This is a genomic window from Solwaraspora sp. WMMA2080, assembly GCF_027497395.1.
Lineage (GTDB): Bacteria > Actinomycetota > Actinomycetes > Mycobacteriales > Micromonosporaceae > Micromonospora_E.
Map to the genome: position 1 here is coordinate 971,627 of NZ_CP114910.1, position 16,003 is coordinate 987,629.

The window sequence follows — 16,003 nt, forward strand, 5'->3', positions numbered from 1 at the left end:
GGAACGCAGATCGCACCGGAACTGGTCGCCGGGCAGACCGGGTGACCGCGGATCCGTTGCACAATGAGCCGATTGCCCGGGATTGACCCAGAAAGCCATCTTCAGGCCTGTTGTCCTGAGCGTCGGGTGTGTAACGCTGACGTTTCGCATCTGCCCGACGTCCTGACAGACGTCCAATGGGGAGGTATTGGTGACACGTTCGAGAAGACTCGTGGCGGCCGGACTGGCCGCCGTACTCGTGATCGGGCCGGGGCAACCTGGCCGGGCCACGCCGACGGACGGAGACAGCGCCAGTCGGACCTCTGCCGGACAGGCGCCGGCCGGTCAGCGCGCCACGGTCACCCTGCTCACCGGCGACCAGGTCACCGTCACCGGTTCCGGCGCCGCTGCACTGCGCCCGGGCGAGGGTCGCGACGGCATGCAGTTCCGCACCTACCGGATCGACGGGGAGCTGCACGTCGTCCCACGCGACGCCGCCGAGCTGGTTCAACGCGGCACGCTGGACCGCCGACTGTTCAACGTCACCAAGTTGATCGAGTGGGGCTACCACGACGCCGCGCGGGACACCCTGCCGCTGATCGTCACCGCCGCGCGGGGCGACGTCGCCGCCCGTGGCGCCGCCGTGCTCGCCGTTGACGGCCTCGACGTGCAGCGCGACCTGCCGGCGATCGACGGCGCGGCGGTGACCGCCGACAAGTCCACCATCGCCGATCTGTGGACCACGGTGTCCGCCGGCCCGGCCGCCCGTGGCACCGACACCGGTATCGAGCGGATCTGGCTGGACGGAAAACGGCAGATGCTGCTGGACCGCAGCGTCGCACAGATCGGTGCACCCGCCGCCCACCGGGCCGGATTCACCGGCGCCGGCGTCACCGTCGGCGTCATGGACAGCGGCGTCGACACCGGACACCCCGACCTGGCCGACGTCGTCATCGAGACGCGCAACTTCACCGACGCGCCGGAGGACGGCGACACCACCGGCCACGGCACCCATGTCGCTTCGATCATCGCCGGCAGCGGCGCCGCGTCCGGCGGCAGGTACCGGGGCGTCGCCCCGGACGCGAAGATCATCTCCGCGAAGGTCTGTCCGGCGGCCTGGTGCGACGACTCGGCGATGATCGACGCGATGCACTGGTTCGCCGTGGACAAACAGGTCCCGGTGGTCAACATCAGCATCGGCGGCGGCGACGGACCCGAGATCGACCCCCTCGAGGAGGCGGTCAACACCCTCACCGAGCAGACCGGCACCCTGTTCGTCATCTCCGCCGGCAACGCCGGCGCCGACCGTACCGTCGGGTCACCCGGCAGCGCCGACGCGGCACTGACCGTCGGCGCGGTCGACCGCGACGGCTCGCTGGCCGACTTCTCCAGCCGTGGCCCGCGGGTCGGCGACGACGCTGTCAAACCCGACATCACCGCACCCGGTGTCGACATCGTCGCCGCCCGCGCCGAGGGCACCACCCTCGACGTCCCGATCGACGAGCACTATGTTTCCGCGCCGGGCACCTCGATGTCGGCGCCGCACATCACCGGTGCCGTCGCGCTGCTCGCCCAACAACAGCACCAGTGGACCGCGCAGCAGTTCAAGTCCACCCTGATGGGGTCCGCCGCGCCACACCCCGGCACCGGCGCGTACCAGCAGGGCGCCGGCCTGGTCGACGTCGCCCGCGCCGTCACCCAGACGGTGACCGCCACGCCGGCCAGCATCTCCTACGGCCGCGCCCTCTGGCCGCACCAGGACGACGAGCCGGTCAGCCGGACCGTGACCTACCGCAACACCGGCACCGAGCCGGTCACCCTCGACCTGGCCTGGGAGATCACCGGACCGGCGGGCGCGTCAGTGCCGGCCGGCATGTTCGCCACCAGCGCCGCGCGGGTCGAGGTGCCTGCCGGCGGTACGGCCAGCGTCGACGCCACCGCCGACACCAGCGCCGACGCGGTCGACGGCTACTACAGTGGACACCTGGTCGCCACCGCCGGGCAGACCCGGGTCGTCACCCCCGTCGGGGTGCACCGCGAGGTCGAGAGCTACGACGTGACCGTGTCGCACATCGACCCGGACGGCGGACCGTCGGAGTCGTACTGGACCGTGCTGGCCGGCCTGGACACGTCGCACTTCGACTTCCCCTACGACGAGGACGGCACCGTCGTCACCCGGCTGCCCAGGGGCGAGTACGGCCTGTTCGCCACGATCGACGAATTCGACGAGGAGGGCCAGGCCACCAGCAGCGCCATCCTCGCCCAGCCGCGACTGACCGTCACCGGGGAGACCACTGTCACCCTGGACGCCCGGCAGGCGGCACCGGTGCGGGCCACCGTGCCGCAACCGGCCGCCCGGGCCGCGATCGTCGACGTGACGGCCGGCTTCGACACCGTCGACGGTCCGACCGGCATCGGTGCCGCGTACCCCGGATTCGACGGGGTGTCGACGAAGCAGCTCGGCGGTGACGACCGGGCACCTGGGTTCAGCTCATCCATCTCCCACCAGTGGTTCAAGCCGGACCCCGACGGCGGGTACGCCAACAGCCCGTTCGCCTACGCGCTGAGCGAGGTCTTCGACGGCCGGCTGCCGACCGGGTACCAGCGTGACTACGCCACCGACGACCTGGCCCGGGTCCGGCAGGACTTCCGGGGCACCCCGACCGGTGACGTCTCCGACCGGCTGCTCGTCGCCGAGTTCGACGACCCGGCGCTGGGCGCGCTCAGCGAGGTCACTGTCGTGCCCGTCCCCGGTGAACGGGTCGAATGGTTCAGCACCGACCAGGTGAACTGGTTCTCCGACCTGTACTTCTCCGACCCCGGTGAGGACGGCTGGCTGACACCGGTGTCGTTCCTGTTCGACCCGGCCCGCGCGTACACCGCCGGTGCCCGGCACACCGACACCTGGAACCTGCCACCGTTCGGCCCGGCAATGCCGGCGACGACCGTACCGCGCGGCTGGGTCGGCCGGATCGGCGACGAGATCGTGGCGGAGGTCCCGCTGTTCGGTGACGCCGCCGGGCACGCCGGCGACTCGCAGACCGTCACCGCACGTACCGCCCTCTACCGCGACGGCGAACTCGTCGACGAGTGGGAGGTCGGTGGGTTCGGCTACTTCCTAGTCCCGCCCGGTCAGTCCGACTACCGACTGGAGACCGCGGCCACCCGCGACGTGGGTGACCTGGCCACAGAGGTGAGCCTGGCCTGGACGTTCCAGTCCGGGCGGGCAGGCGGTGACGAGTGGCGCAGGCTGCCGGTGATGGTGGCCCGCCCCGCGCCGCCGGTCGACGACGCCGGCACCGCCCCGGCCGGCGAGCAGGTCGACATCCCGGTGACGGTCCGCCGGCAGACCGGCGTCACCGTCAACCTGGACGCACTGTCGGTCGAGGTCTCCTACGACGACGGCACCACCTGGCTGCCGGCCCCGGTCCGCGCTGACGGCCGCAACTGGGTGGCCACGGTGCAGCACCCGGACAGCGACGGGTACGTGTCGCTGCGGTTCGGTGCCGAGGACCGCCGGGGCAACACGTTCACCCAGACGGTGGTCCACGCCTACCGGCTGGCCGCCGCCGACTGACGTCACGCACACCGCGAAGGGCCCTGGTGGCCGTGACCCGGACCCGGGTCACGGCCACCAGGGCCCGCGCCGTCCCTAGCCGCCCCCAGCGCGTTGATCCACTTCGCCTGGTCGACTCGACACGCCGACACCCTGTCAGATCACCCGCATCCGATCACGGCCAACCCGGCCCGCGTGGGACGGCCCGCCGACCCAGGTTGCCCCGGCCCATAGGATCGCAGGCATGCAGGAGGGCCGGTGGACGTCGATCACGCCGTCGCAGTTCGCACACGAGCGCGAGGCGCTGGCCCACCTGCAAGGGCTGCTGCCCGACACCGAGCCGTTCCGGGCCTGGTCCAACTTCACCTTCACCGCCGACACCGGGCATCCGTACGAGGTCGACCTGCTGGTCGCCACGCCCGGCGGGCTGCACCTGATCGAGATCAAGAGCTTCACCGGTCGGCTGATCTCCAGCGGGTCCAACTGGATCCAGCAGCAGTCCGGTGGCGGTGTGCACACCCTCGACAACCCGCTGCACCTGGCCGACGCCAAGGCGAAACGCCTCAAATCACTCCTGCAGGCGGCTGCGGCGGCCAGCGGCGGCGGGCGCAACCGGATCCGGGTGCCGTTCATCCAGGCGGCGGTCTTCCTCAGTAAACCCGGCCTGAAGGTGGCCCTGTCCGACCACCACCGGCACAACGTGTACGGCCCACAGTCGCCCGCCGACCGTGAATCTGCCGGCCGCGACGGCGGCGACCTGCCGCCGATCGGCACCGGCCTGCTACTACGTCCACCCACCGATGAACGCCACCGGGTCACCCCGGAGCTGTCCCGCGCCCTGCCGGGCCTGCTGGAGAAGGTCGGCATCGCCCGCAGCCGCCGGCACCTGCAGATCGGCTCCTGGGAGCTGCAGCCCCGCCCGTTCGACGTCGGGCCCACCTGGCAGGACCACCACGCCACCCACCGGGACCTGCCCCGGGAGCGCCGCCGGGTGCGGATCTACCTGGTGGAACGCAACGCGGTGCAGGCCCAGCGGGCCAGCATCGAGCGGGCCGCCCGCCGGGAGATGCGGGTGCTGCACGGCATCAGCCACCCCAACATCGTCCAGGTCGACGCGATGGAGCCGCACGAGGCCGGCCCGGCGCTGGTGTTCCGCCACGACCCGCGCTGGCTGCGGCTGGACCACTACCTCGCGCAGTACGGCGACCGGCTCGAACCAGCCAGTCGGGTCACGATGATCCGGCAACTGGCCGAGACCCTGGCGTACGCCCACGGCCGGCACCTGCACCACCGGGCGTTGTCGGCGCGCAGCATCTTCGTCACCCCGGCACCGGGCCGGCGGCGGCGCGGCAACGATGAGGAAGGCTGGCTCTACCCGCAGTTGCTGGTCAGCGACTGGCAGGCGGCGACCCGGGCCGCCGACGGCGCGGGCAGCGCCACCGTCGGCACCGGCTCCGACGAGCCGATCCTCGCCTCCAGCCACGCCGCCGACCATCTGGAACGCTCCGCTGAGGCGTACCTCGCCCCCGAGTTGAGCTCCCCGGCGCCGGACCCGGTGGCGATGGACGTCTTCGGGCTCGGCGCGGTGGCGTACCTGATCCTCACCGGGCAGCCGCCGGCCGGCAAACGCACCGAACTGCTCGCCCGGCTCGCCAAGGAGAACGGGCTGCGGGCGTCGGCGGTGACCGACACGGCCTCGCAGTTCGCCGACGAGCTGATCCAGGCGGCGACCGCACCGGTGCCGACCCAGCGGCTGACCACGGTCGCCGAGTTCGTGGAGATGCTGGAGGTGGTCGAGGACGAGCTGACCGCCCCACCGTCGCCGCCAGCGGTCACCTCGACGACGGCACCAGCGGACACCACGGACCCGACGACCGGCACCGCCACGGATCCCGCGAGCGCCACCGCGCCGGAGCCGGGGCCGGTGTCAGGCCAGGAGCGGGTCCAGATCGATCCGCTGGAGGCGCGGCCGGGCGACACGGTCGGCGAGTGGACGATCACCAAACGGCTCGGCACCGGGTCGACCTGCCGGGCCTTCCTGGCCCACAACGATCGGACCGGCCGCGACGAGGTGCTCAAGGTCGGCCTCTCCGACGAGAAGGCAGCCCGACTGGCCCGCGAAGCCGAGGTGCTCGGGCCGCTGACCGACTCCCGGGTGATCCGGCTGGCCCGACCCGATCCGCTGCGGATCGGCAACCGTACGCTGATCGTGCTCGAACACGCCGGTGAGCGGACCCTGGCCCGGCAGCTGCGCGACGAGGGCCGGCTCACCGTCGACGAGCTGGAAAACTACAGCGACTACCTGTTCGGCGCGCTGGACTACCTCGAAGGCGAGGGCGTCTACCACCGCGACATCAAGCCGGACAACATCGCCATCCGGATCCGTACCAACCGGACCCGTCAGCTGGTGCTGTTCGACTTCTCGTTGGCCGCCGTGTCGGTCAAGGAGATCACCGCCGGTACGCCGCGCTACCTCGACCCGTTCCTCGGCACCGCCGAGCGGCCGGTGTTCGACCGGTCGGCCGAGTGGTACGCCCTGGCGGTCACGCTGCACGAGATGGCCTCCGGTGAGCTGCCGGTGTGGGGTGACGGGGCCACCGAGCCGCAGTTGACCGACGGCCCGCCGCTGCTGGCCGCCGAGGCGTTCGACCCGGCGATCCGTGACGGCCTGATCGCCTTCTTCGAGGAGGCGCTGCACCGCGACGCGCGTCGCCGGTTCGGCTCGCTCAAGGACATGCGCGACGCCTGGCAGCGGCTGTTCCGCCAATCTGACGCGAGCGCCCCGGCCGGCACCGACCATCCGGAGCCGGTCGACGACGAGATCGACGCCGACGCCGCCGCAGCGGCCCGCGACGAGGCGGCGACCCGGGCGACCCGGGCGACGGCGTTGGAGTCCGCCGGGCTGACTCCCCGGGCGATCTCCGCCGCCCACCGGTTGGACGCCAACACTGTCGGTGACCTGCTCACGGTGGCGCCCCGGCTGGCACACCTGCGCGGGCTCGGTGCCCGTACCCGCCAGGAGCTGCAGCGCCGGGTGAAGGAGTGGCGGGCCCGGCTCGGTGAACGGGAGCCGCTGGCGGCCAGCCAGGCGGAACGCCGCGCCGCCTCCGCCGAAGCGACCCCGGTCGCCGCTGGCGCCGACGGCGACGTGGAGCTGCTGCGGGTCGGCCTCGACGCGGTCGCCGCGCTGCTGGTGCCCGCGCCGAACACCCGTAACCCGACCGAGGCGCAGGCCACCCGGCTGCTGCTGGCCCTGCCCGACGCCCGTGGCGTGCTGCCGGACCTGCCGCCGTGGCCCCGGCAGCCGCTGGTCGCCAAGGCGGTGTCGGTCACTCCAGGCCGGATCGCGCAGATCCTCGGCAAGCAGCGCCGCCGGTGGCGCGGCCTACCGGTGGTACGCAGTCTGCGTACCCAGGTGATCGGGTTGCTGGCCGACAGCGGCCGGGTGATGTCGGTCGACGAGTTGGCGGCCGCGTTGCTGGCCAGCCGCGGTTCGGTGCGCACCGGCGAGCAGGTGCGGATGGCGGTGGCCCGGGCGGCGGTGCGGGCGGCGATCGAGATCGACGCGTTGGAGGAGGATCAGCGGCTGCTGCTGCGCCGGCACAGCGACACCCACTCCGGGTCGGCCGGCGACGGCGGCACCGCCGCAGGCCCGCAGTCCACCGTACGGGAGCCGGTGGCGGACCGGTTGCTGGTGGCGTTGGAAGCCGGTGACGACGACCAGCCGGACACGCCGACCGCGCCGGCGCTGCTGGACTACGCCGACGCGCTCGGTCGGGCCGCTGACCGGCTCGCCGACAGTGAGGTGCTGCCCAGCCCGGCGACGGTGCTGCGTACCCTCGCCGGGGTGAGCGCCCCGGGCGGCGCGGCCGAGGTGGTCGACGAACGCCGCCGGGTGACCCTGGCCGCCGCTGCCGCCCAGCGGGCGGCGGCCAACGCCCGGCTGGAGATCTACCCGAAGGATCTGTCGCCGGTGCGGGCGTTGCGGCTGTCCCAGGCCGGTGTGCTGCCGGCGGCCGGCCCTGGCCAGCCGACCGCGTCGAGGACCGCACCGTCCACGCCGTCGACTGACGGGTCGGGCGCGACGTCAGGTGTCCCCGGTGCGGTGCACCGGCAGGCGACGCTGACCGCCGAGCAGATCGCCGCCCGGGTACGCGGCCGGTTCCCGGAGCTGGCCCCACTGCCGCCACCGGCGCAACTGGACAAACTGCTCGCCCAGGCCGGCTTCGATCTGCGGATGGTCGGTGACGTGTGGGTGGCTCCACCCCGTCCACTATCGTCGTCGATGTCGATCATCCGGCGTCGGTCGTCGGCGTCGACTCCGACGACGTCCTGGCTGGCCGACTCGCCGGAGTTGGCGGCGGCGCTGCGCGCCGAGGAGCGGCTGTCCGCCCCTGGTGACGGTTTCCGGGCGTTGACGGTGCGGTTGAGCCGCTACCCGGCCGCCGCCGACGAGCTGGTCCGCCGTTTCGGTGCCCGGCCGGTGAGTGTGGCCGACCGGTTCCTGCGGCACCTGCGGGCCCTGGTCGACTCGCGGCCGAAGCCGACCTGGGCGACGGTGCTCGGCGCGGACCTGGCCGAGCCGGGTTCGCGGGCGGCGCTCAAACTCGGCGAGTATGTCGACGAGGCGTGGCAGCGGGCCCTGCCCGAACTGCTGGCCGAGCTGGGTGCGACGACCGCGTCGGCTGACTTCGGCTCACCCGCTGACTCCGGCTCACCCGCTGACTCCGGCTCACCCGCTGTCTCCGGCTCGTCCGCTGCGTCCGGCTGGTCTGCCGGGCCGTTGCTGCTGCATGACGCGGCACCGTTGGCCCGCTGGCGGTCGATGCCCCGGCTGGACATGCTCGCGGAGGCGGCCCGCTCCGGTGCTGGCACCCTGTGGCTGCTCTGCCCGGCCGAGGATCCGCAGGCGCTGCCGAAACTCGACGGCGAGGTGGTGCGGGTCAGCGAGAACGAGTGGATCCCGCTGCCCGACGCCTGGGTGGCCAACGCCCACCGCAGCGTAGCGGCCTGACTCTCGCTGTCCTCCTGCCCGCTCTCCTGCTGGTCTTGTGATCCACTTCGCCTGGTCGACTCGCCACGCCGACACCTCGTCAGATCACCAGCATCCGATCAGGGCAACCCCGTCCACAGCCGCCCCGGTTGTCCACAGACCACGCTGGTGACGGCCACGCCAGCGCGGCTGGGCGGGCACCCTCGGCGGCATGGACCCGCAGCTGCGTACTCTGCTCGACCGCAACCATGGCGTGCTCTGCCGGCGCGACGCCGCCGAAGTGGTGCCGTCCTGGGCGATCGACGTGGCCCGCCGCGAAGGGCGGGTGCGCCGGATACTGCCCGGCGTGTACGCCGACACCACGCTGCTCGGCACCAACAACGCCACCGGCACCGTTGACGCGACCGGCACAGGCGACCACGGCCGGTTCCCGGCCGCCGGGCTGGGCGGGCTCGACCCGGCGCGCGCCCGGCGGGCGGCACTCGGCTACGCGGACGGGCGGGGCGCGTTGAGCCACCTGACCGCGCTGCACCTGTGGGGGCTGTGGCAGCCGGCCGCTGGCGAGCCGGTGCACCTGACGGTGCCGGCGACGGTACGGCTGAGCAACCACCCCGGGCTGGTGGTGCACCACGTACGCGGGTTCAGCCTCGACGCGCCGGACACGCTGACGCGCCACGGGGTGCCGGTGACCCGGCTGGACCGGGCCCTGGTCGACTCGTGGCCGCTGCTACCTGCCGGGGAGCGGCGCGGCCCGGTGATCCAGGCGGTGGCGGGGCGGCACAGCACCCCGGCGCGCATCGGCGCGGCGCTGGCCGGCGCACCGAAGCTGCCCGGCCGGGCGCAGCTGCGGGACCTGCTGGGCAAGCTGGCGGCCGGCTGCCACAGCCCGTTGGAGATCTGGGGCCACGACCACGTGTTCACCGGTGCCGGGATGCCGCCGCTGCGCCGGCAGGTGCGGGTCAGCGACGGGCGACGTACCTGCTACCTCGACGTGTACGCCGAGGCGCAACGGGTCGCGTTCGAGCTTGACGGCGCGAGCGGGCACGGCGCGCCCGGTCAGCGGGAGGTGGACCTGCGCCGGGACGCCTGGCTGGCCACGCTGGGCATCCAGGTGGTGCGGTTCAGCCACCGGCGGCTGGTGCACGACACCGCCGAGGTGCGCCGGGAGATTCTCGCCGTGCTGGCCGCCCGCCGCTGACCAGCCGCGCCGGTCAGCCGGTCCGCGTCAGTAGTCGACTTTCAGCAGCGCGTACGCCTGCGCCGGGGTGAAGCCCGCACTGAGCAGGGTGGTAACCGGGTCGGCGACGTCGCCCCGGAACGTCCGGTCGCGGCCCAACGGGTCGAGCGTGTAGACGTGCACCTTGGTGCCTTCGCCGACCAGGCAGTCATTGTTGTGACAGGAGACCCAGTCGGGGAAGAAGAACTCCGAGCCGAAGTAGAGGTACAGCCTCTGCGGCCCGTCGTTGGCGTCGGTCGGCCAGCCGAGCACCGGATCCTCGGTGGGGCTGGGTGACGGGGTCGGCGACTGCGTCGGGGTGGGCGTCGGTGTCGGTGCGGGTGACCCGGTGGGCGTCGGGGTCGGCGACGGCGTGGGAGACCAGATGGGCGTCGGTGACTTCTCGTCCTCGGGGCGGGGCTGGCCACTCGCCGAGGGCAGCCACACCACCAGTGCGACGGGCAGCACCAGCACCAGGAGCAGCAGGGACCACGGCAGCGGTACGGCCACCCGGCCTTGCCGGATGCGCCTCTGTTGCGCCGCGTACCACCCCCAGGCCACGAAGGGGCCGATGCCCCCGCCGACCGGAGCACCGACAGCCATACCATCGACGCCTCCAGCGGCGAAGCCGATGATCGTGCCCGCCGTGATCATCACGGGCACGATGACAGTGAACGCGTTCGGCAGCGACGGCGGGTCGACCGGTGCCTGCGGTGGGGTGCCCGACCCTGTCTCACTACGCCACATGATCACTTCCTGTGTCCGGCCCGTCGCAGATCATTGTGACCCGGCGTCCGGCGTGACCGAGCGCGAGGGGTCGACCAGGGACCACCCGTGATCCACTACCGCGGAACCACCGTTGATCCACTTCGCCTGGTCGACTCGCCACGCCGACACCCTCTCCGATCACCCGCATCCGATCTGACGGACCGCCGACGTCCAGCTGTCCGGAAGGCGACTCAGGGCACCTGTGACGGGACACGGGGTAGCGAGCGGCCGGGGTTGGCCGGTAGACCTGTGTGCCAGATGCGATGCTGTGAGCGTGTTGGCGGACGGAAGGGGAGCGGTGATCGACAAGCTGCATGACGCGCTCCTCACCCCGGTCGACACCGCCCGCTACCTCAGGATCCCGCGCAGCACGATGTACTCGTGGCTCGCCGAGCGGGCCGCCGGTGCACCGCTGGTGCACAGCGTCCCACCGGTCAAGCGCGGCTGGCCGTCGGTGCCGTTCGTCGCTGTCGTCGAGGCGTACGTGCTGCGTTCGCTGCGGGAGATAGGGCTGCGCAAGGACAAGATCCGGGATGTGGCGGAGCAGGTCCGCAACGAGTTCGGCAACCCGTACGGGCTTGCCGACCGACGGATCGCCACGGACGGGATCGACGTCTTCGTGCACTATCTCGACAGCGACGAGATGGCCCGGATGGGGGATCAGCAGATGCCGATCCGGGAGGTGATCGCTGACTACCTGGAGTACATCGTGTGGGAGCCGTCCGACGAGTACCCGGCCCGGCTGCGGCTCAGCGGTTATCCAGCCGAAGCCGAAGTGGTGATCGACCCGCAGTACAGCTGGGGCGCTCCTGTCATCGCACGCAGTAAGGTCCCAGTGGATGCGGTCGTGGGGATGTGGCGTGCGGGTGAGTCAGTCGATGTTGTCGCCGACGAGTACGGCCTGACCGTTGCCGAGGTCGAAGCGGTCGTCGGAGTCGCTGCCTGAGTTCTTTGTCGACCGCTGTGTCGGCAAACGCGTCCCGCGTGCCCTGACCGAGGCCGGCTGGCGGGTGCACCTGCTCTCGGGACGTCTACCCGAACGACGGTCAGGACGTCTCGGATCCCGAGTGGGTCAGGCTGGGCCTGAGTCGTGGCTGGTCGCTGCTCACCCAGGATCGGCGAATTCGCACCCAGGCCCCGGTGCTGGAGTGGGTCCGGGAGAGCGGCGGGACGATCCACTGCTTGAGCAGCGGCAACCTCCACGTCGACGAGTGCGCCGACCGGCTGTTGCGGCACCAAGCAAAGATCTGGCGGTACGCGACGAACGGGCCAGCGGGCTTCTACGTCGTCTACGCCGACAAGGTCGTCCGCCGCTGGCCGACCACCCGCGAGCCGTGAGCCGCGTGACTCGCCGTCAAGTGCACGCGCCGTCTGTCGGCCAGGGCTGCCGTTCAGGTCTTGGTGACGCTGGTGTCTATGGTGGTCACCACCAGCGACCGACGATTGTCCAGGAGTGTAGACGTGCCGTCAGCAGGTGACACCGGCATGAACGCCTCGGCGGATGGGCAGGGGCGGGTGTTTCAGGCTGGGCGAGACATCGTGATCTCCGGTCAGCCGCACGCAAACGCCCGCAAGCTGACGGTGCTCAACGTCGAAGCAGCGGCGCAGGTCCTTACCGAGATGGCGGGCAACGCCAAGACCCGCGACGAGGCGGTGCTGACCGTCGCCGACATGGAACCGGGGGTGGCGGCGAGTCGCCTCGCGGCGATGCCGCCGGAGTCGGCCGCGCAGATCCTGGCCCGGATGGACCACCGGCTGGCCCGCCAGCGGCTATTACTGATTCCGAGCTGGGGTGGCGGTGAAGGTGGTGCCATCCTCGGCCACCTGCCGGCCCGGGTGGCCGCCAAGCTTGTGGAGGACGTTCCGCGCGATACAACTCTGAGTCTACTGGGTCAGATAGCACCCAAGCATGCGGCTGCGATTCTGGCGGAGTTTCCGGATTCGCTGGCGGGTGAAATCATTATCACGAATCCCGCTAACTATACGAGGGAGGAGTACACTTTAGAAGGATTCCTTGCGCATCCGTTCTCTACGGAATACGCTGCAACTTGGCTGTTGATCCTGCCGCTCGCACAGGCCGCTCGTGTGGTGGCTGCTGCATCTGCTGAGGCAACGGCTGTGATTTTCGCCTGTATGTCGGATGAAGCGCTTGTTGGTCATGGGTCAGGGCTACTGTCCAAGGTGGACGTCAGCTACCTGGTCACGGTGCTCGCTTTCCTTCAGCCGGTCTGGCGGGCTGGTGCGCTGCTGAGCGGACTGGCGGATGACCGGGTGGCCGCCGCCCTGGCGGATCTGCCCGAGACTCGTTGCGCGGTGCTGCTCGCCCGGCTACCCGAGGAGCGGGCCGCTGAGATCGTGCGGCAGCTGCCGGAGACGAAGCAACAGGCTGTCAAGCCTCACCTGTGGTAGGCGGCACGTCGGTGACGCTGGTGTCTATGGTGGTCACCACCAGCGACCGATGATTGGGCGGGAGGGTCGGCGTGTCGTCAGCGGGTGACACCAGCATGAACGCCTCGGCGGATGGGCAGGGGCAGGTGTTTCAGGCTGGGCGGGACATCGTGATCTCCGGCCAGCCGCACGTCAATGCCCGCAAGCTGACGGTGCTCAACGTCGCGGCGGCGGCGCAGGTCCTCACCGAGATGGCGGCCAGTGCCGACACTCGGGACGAGGCGGTGGTGATCGTCGCCGACATGGATCCGGAGGTAGCCCGCCTCCGGCTGCAGGCGATGCCGCCGGAGTCGGCTGGGCAGATCCTGGCCCGGATGGACCACCAGTTGGCCTACGAACGGCTGGTGAGGATCCCCGACACGAAGGCTGCCGCCATCCTGGGTCACATGCCCGCCGAACCAGCCGCCGAGTTGGTAGTACAGCACTCGCAGGAGTCGAGGCTGCGGCTGCTGTCGAAGATGGAGCCCGAGCGGACAGCCGGGATCCTGTTGAGCATCCCGGCCAAGCAAGCAGCCACACTCGCCTCAGACTTGTCGCCCAGGCTTACCGCCGCCAAGAACACAGCCCTTTTCGCTGCGATCCCGGTACCTCGCCTGGCCAACCTCCTGGCAGAGCTTTCCTCGCACCAAGTGTTGGCGCTGATAGAGGTCATGTCGGCTGAGACCGTCGAGAGGCTGCTCTACGGCATTTCATCATCGAAATCCGCCAGCCTCCTGGCCGCGATGTCGGTAGGTCAAGCCGCCAGGGTGGTGGCTGTATCAGAAAAGGCGGTGGTGGCTGAATGGCTTACCGAGATGCCCACTGATGTGCTGTTCGAGCGGGCCTCGGATCTACTATCGGAAGTTCACAACATCAGTCTCATCATGCTGCTTCTGCAGGTGCCGGCGCGGCGGGTATGTCACATTGTGGCTGGGCTATCCGTCGAACGGGCGGCGAAAACCGTCACCGAGTTGCCGGACGGACGAGCCTTAGTACTACTTGCTCTGGTACCTGAGGACCGCGCGAAGTCGATTCTGCAGAAGATGCCGGAAGAGAAGCGCCAACGGCTGGAGGAGTATCTGGCGTGAGTCGGTGCTGTGCCGTCGAGGGATGGCTGGTTGTTGGGGGAGGATGGCCGGCTGGGTGGTGCCGGGTGGGGTGGCGGGGGCACTAGAGTCGTGCCGTGATCGACCGAAAACTGCTACTTGCTGACCTGAAGAACCAGGTGAAATCGCTGGAAAACGACCTGCGGGGGCAGGTCGACGCGGTCGAGGAGGTGCGCGACCGGCTGAAAGGCGAATACGACCGGGCCCTCAAGATCGGGCGTACGGCGGCGACCTGGGCCGTGTGGCGCGATGAGCGGGTGACGCAGGCGGCGGTGGCCTGGGTGCTCGGCAGCGTGTTCGTCCGTTTCTGTGAGGACAATTCGCTGCTGACCGATCCGTACCTGGCCGGGCCGGGGGAGCGGATGGTGATCGCCGAGGAGGCCGAGGCGCAGTTCTTCCGCGACCAGCCACACGAGACGCTGCGCGGCTGGCTGCTGACCGCGTTCGACGCGATCGCCGCCAGCCAGGCCGGCCGGTCACTGTTCGACAAGCGGCACAACCCGCTCTACCAGATTCCGCTCTCGCACGACGCGGCGAAGTCACTTGTCGCGTTCTGGCGGACCCGGGGCGCGGACGGCGCGCTGGTGCACGACTTCACCGACCCCGACTGGGGTACGCGGTTCCTCGGCGACCTCTACCAGGACCTGTCCGAGGCAGCCCGCAAGACGTACGCGCTGCTGCAGACCCCGGACTTCGTCGAGGAGTTCATCCTCGACCTGACGCTGACCCCGGCGATCGACGAGTTCGGCCACGACGTGGTCAAGATGATCGACCCGACCTGCGGCTCCGGGCACTTCGTGCTCGGCGCGTTCGACCGGCTGCTGAAGCAGTGGGAGGAGCACGCCCCGAACCGGGACCCGCAGGAACGGGTCCGGCTCGCCCTGGACGCCGTGCACGGCATCGACATCAACCCGTTCGCCGTGTCGATCGCCCGCTTCCGGCTGCTGATCGCCGCGATCCAAGCCTGCGGCTTCAAGTCCCTCGCCGACGTCGCCGGCTACACCTTCCCCATGCATCTCGCCGTCGGCGACGCCCTGATCAAACACCGGGCCGGCACACTGTTCGGCGAGGACCCGATGGTCGAGTTCGCTTACGCCACCGAAGACATCGACGAGCACCCCGGCATCCGTGAGGTCGGCCGCTACCACGTCGTGGTCGGCAACCCGCCCTACATCACCGTCAAGGACAAGAGCCTCAACGAGGCGTACCGGGAGATGTACGACGCCTGCTCCGGGCAGTACGCGCTGTCGGTGCCGTTCGCGCAGCGCTTCTTCAACCTGGCAAAGTCGGGCGGCGGCGACGGCAAGAGTGCGGGTTTCGTCGGGCAGATCACTGCGAACTCGTTCATGAAGCGGGAGTTCGGCAAGAAGCTGATCGAGAAACTCTTCGCGCTCGACGTCAATCTGACCCATGTCATCGACACCTCTGGTGCCTACATCCCCGGTCACGGTACGCCGACGGTGATCCTGGTCGGCCGCAACACCAACCGCAGCCGCCCCGGCACCATCCGGACCGTCATGGGCATCCGCGGCGAGCCCAGCGCCCCGGAGAACCCGAGCCAGGGCCACGTCTGGCGAGCCATCGTCGACCAGATCGGCCGCCCCGGCTCCGAGTCCCCCTGGGTGAGTTCTGCGGACCTACCTCGCACGCGCCTTCATCGTTATCCGTGGAGCCTAAGACCGCATCTCATTTGGGGTTGTCGCTGGTCAACAGGTTGAGACGGGCTGCTCGGCGGTAGCAGATGACAGCGCAGGCGAGCTGTACGAATCCGAGGAAGTGGGAAGCCTTGCGTTCGTAGCGGCGGGCCAGGCGCCGGAACCGGGTGATCCACTCCAGACAGCGTTCGACAACGTAGCGGTGGCGGCCGAGCCGTCTCGAGGACTCGATGCCCTTGCGGGCGATGCGTGCCCTGATGCCCCGTCGGGCGAGGGTGTCCCGGCAGTGGCGGTAGTCGTAGC

The 16,003-nt window shown here is 70.6% G+C and carries 9 protein-coding genes and 1 pseudogene; 8 read left to right on the plus strand and 2 right to left on the minus strand.

Annotated elements, in window-relative coordinates; all coding sequences use genetic code 11:
• The first annotated feature begins 190 nt into the window (after positions 1-190).
• The 3 genes from O7543_RS04210 (at position 191) to O7543_RS04220 (ending at position 9,726) form a co-directional block, all read left to right on the plus strand.
• The gene (locus O7543_RS04210) at positions 191-3,556 is read left to right on the plus strand and encodes a S8 family serine peptidase (RefSeq protein WP_281555076.1); all 3,366 of its coding nucleotides are present in this window, start codon (positions 191-193) and stop codon (positions 3,554-3,556) included.
• A 223-nt stretch (positions 3,557-3,779) separates the two neighbouring features.
• A complete protein-coding gene (gene pglW, locus O7543_RS04215) occupies positions 3,780-8,549 on the plus strand; it encodes a BREX system serine/threonine kinase PglW (protein ID WP_281555075.1) in 4,770 nt (1,589 codons plus the stop codon).
• A gap of 190 nt (positions 8,550-8,739) precedes the next feature.
• Positions 8,740-9,726: a DUF559 domain-containing protein gene (locus O7543_RS04220; RefSeq protein ID WP_281555074.1), complete on the plus strand. Its 987-nt coding sequence runs from the start codon at positions 8,740-8,742 to the stop codon at positions 9,724-9,726.
• Between the two features lie 27 nt (positions 9,727-9,753).
• Here O7543_RS04220 and O7543_RS04225 read toward each other — a convergent pair whose 3' ends face one another.
• A complete protein-coding gene (locus tag O7543_RS04225) occupies positions 9,754-10,491 on the minus strand; it encodes a hypothetical protein (RefSeq protein WP_281555073.1) in 738 nt (245 codons plus the stop codon).
• Positions 10,492-10,810: 319 nt separating this feature from the next.
• Here O7543_RS04225 and O7543_RS04230 point away from each other — a divergent pair, with 319 nt between their 5' ends.
• From O7543_RS04230 to pglX, 5 genes are all read left to right on the plus strand, one after another.
• Positions 10,811-11,458, plus strand: a complete 648-nt coding sequence (locus tag O7543_RS04230) for a DUF433 domain-containing protein (protein WP_281555072.1) — start codon at positions 10,811-10,813, stop codon at positions 11,456-11,458.
• 236 nt (positions 11,459-11,694) lie between these two features.
• Positions 11,695-11,850, plus strand: a complete 156-nt coding sequence (locus O7543_RS04235) for a hypothetical protein (RefSeq protein ID WP_281555071.1) — start codon at positions 11,695-11,697, stop codon at positions 11,848-11,850.
• Positions 11,851-11,928: 78 nt separating this feature from the next.
• Complete coding sequence (locus O7543_RS04240) at positions 11,929-12,921, plus strand: hypothetical protein (RefSeq protein ID WP_281555070.1); 993 nt, start codon at positions 11,929-11,931, stop codon at positions 12,919-12,921.
• Between the two features lie 95 nt (positions 12,922-13,016).
• The gene (locus O7543_RS04245; RefSeq protein WP_281555069.1) at positions 13,017-14,027 is read left to right on the plus strand and encodes a hypothetical protein; all 1,011 of its coding nucleotides are present in this window, start codon (positions 13,017-13,019) and stop codon (positions 14,025-14,027) included.
• 95 nt (positions 14,028-14,122) lie between these two features.
• Positions 14,123-15,763: a BREX-2 system adenine-specific DNA-methyltransferase PglX gene (pglX, locus tag O7543_RS04250; protein ID WP_281555068.1), complete on the plus strand. Its 1,641-nt coding sequence runs from the start codon at positions 14,123-14,125 to the stop codon at positions 15,761-15,763.
• Here pglX and O7543_RS04255 read toward each other — a convergent pair.
• Positions 15,732-16,001 (minus strand): annotated as a pseudogene (locus O7543_RS04255) (transposase); the annotation flags it as partial. The gene pglX and the pseudogene O7543_RS04255 sit on opposite strands and share 32 nt — an antisense overlap.
• Between the last annotated feature and the right edge of the window lie 2 nt (positions 16,002-16,003).

Bases quoted from the DNA above. Each gene is read 5' to 3' on its own strand.
- pglW (WP_281555075.1), top strand. From the start codon at position 3,780: ATGCAGGAGGGCCGGTGGACGTCGATCACGCCGTCGCAGTTCGCACAC.
- O7543_RS04220 (WP_281555074.1), top strand. From the start codon at position 8,740: ATGGACCCGCAGCTGCGTACTCTGCTCGACCGCAACCATGGCGTGCTC.
- O7543_RS04225 (WP_281555073.1), bottom strand. From the start codon at position 10,491: ATGTGGCGTAGTGAGACAGGGTCGGGCACCCCACCGCAGGCACCGGTC.
- O7543_RS04240 (WP_281555070.1), top strand. From the start codon at position 11,929: ATGGTGGTCACCACCAGCGACCGACGATTGTCCAGGAGTGTAGACGTG.
- O7543_RS04245 (WP_281555069.1), top strand. From the start codon at position 13,017: ATGAACGCCTCGGCGGATGGGCAGGGGCAGGTGTTTCAGGCTGGGCGG.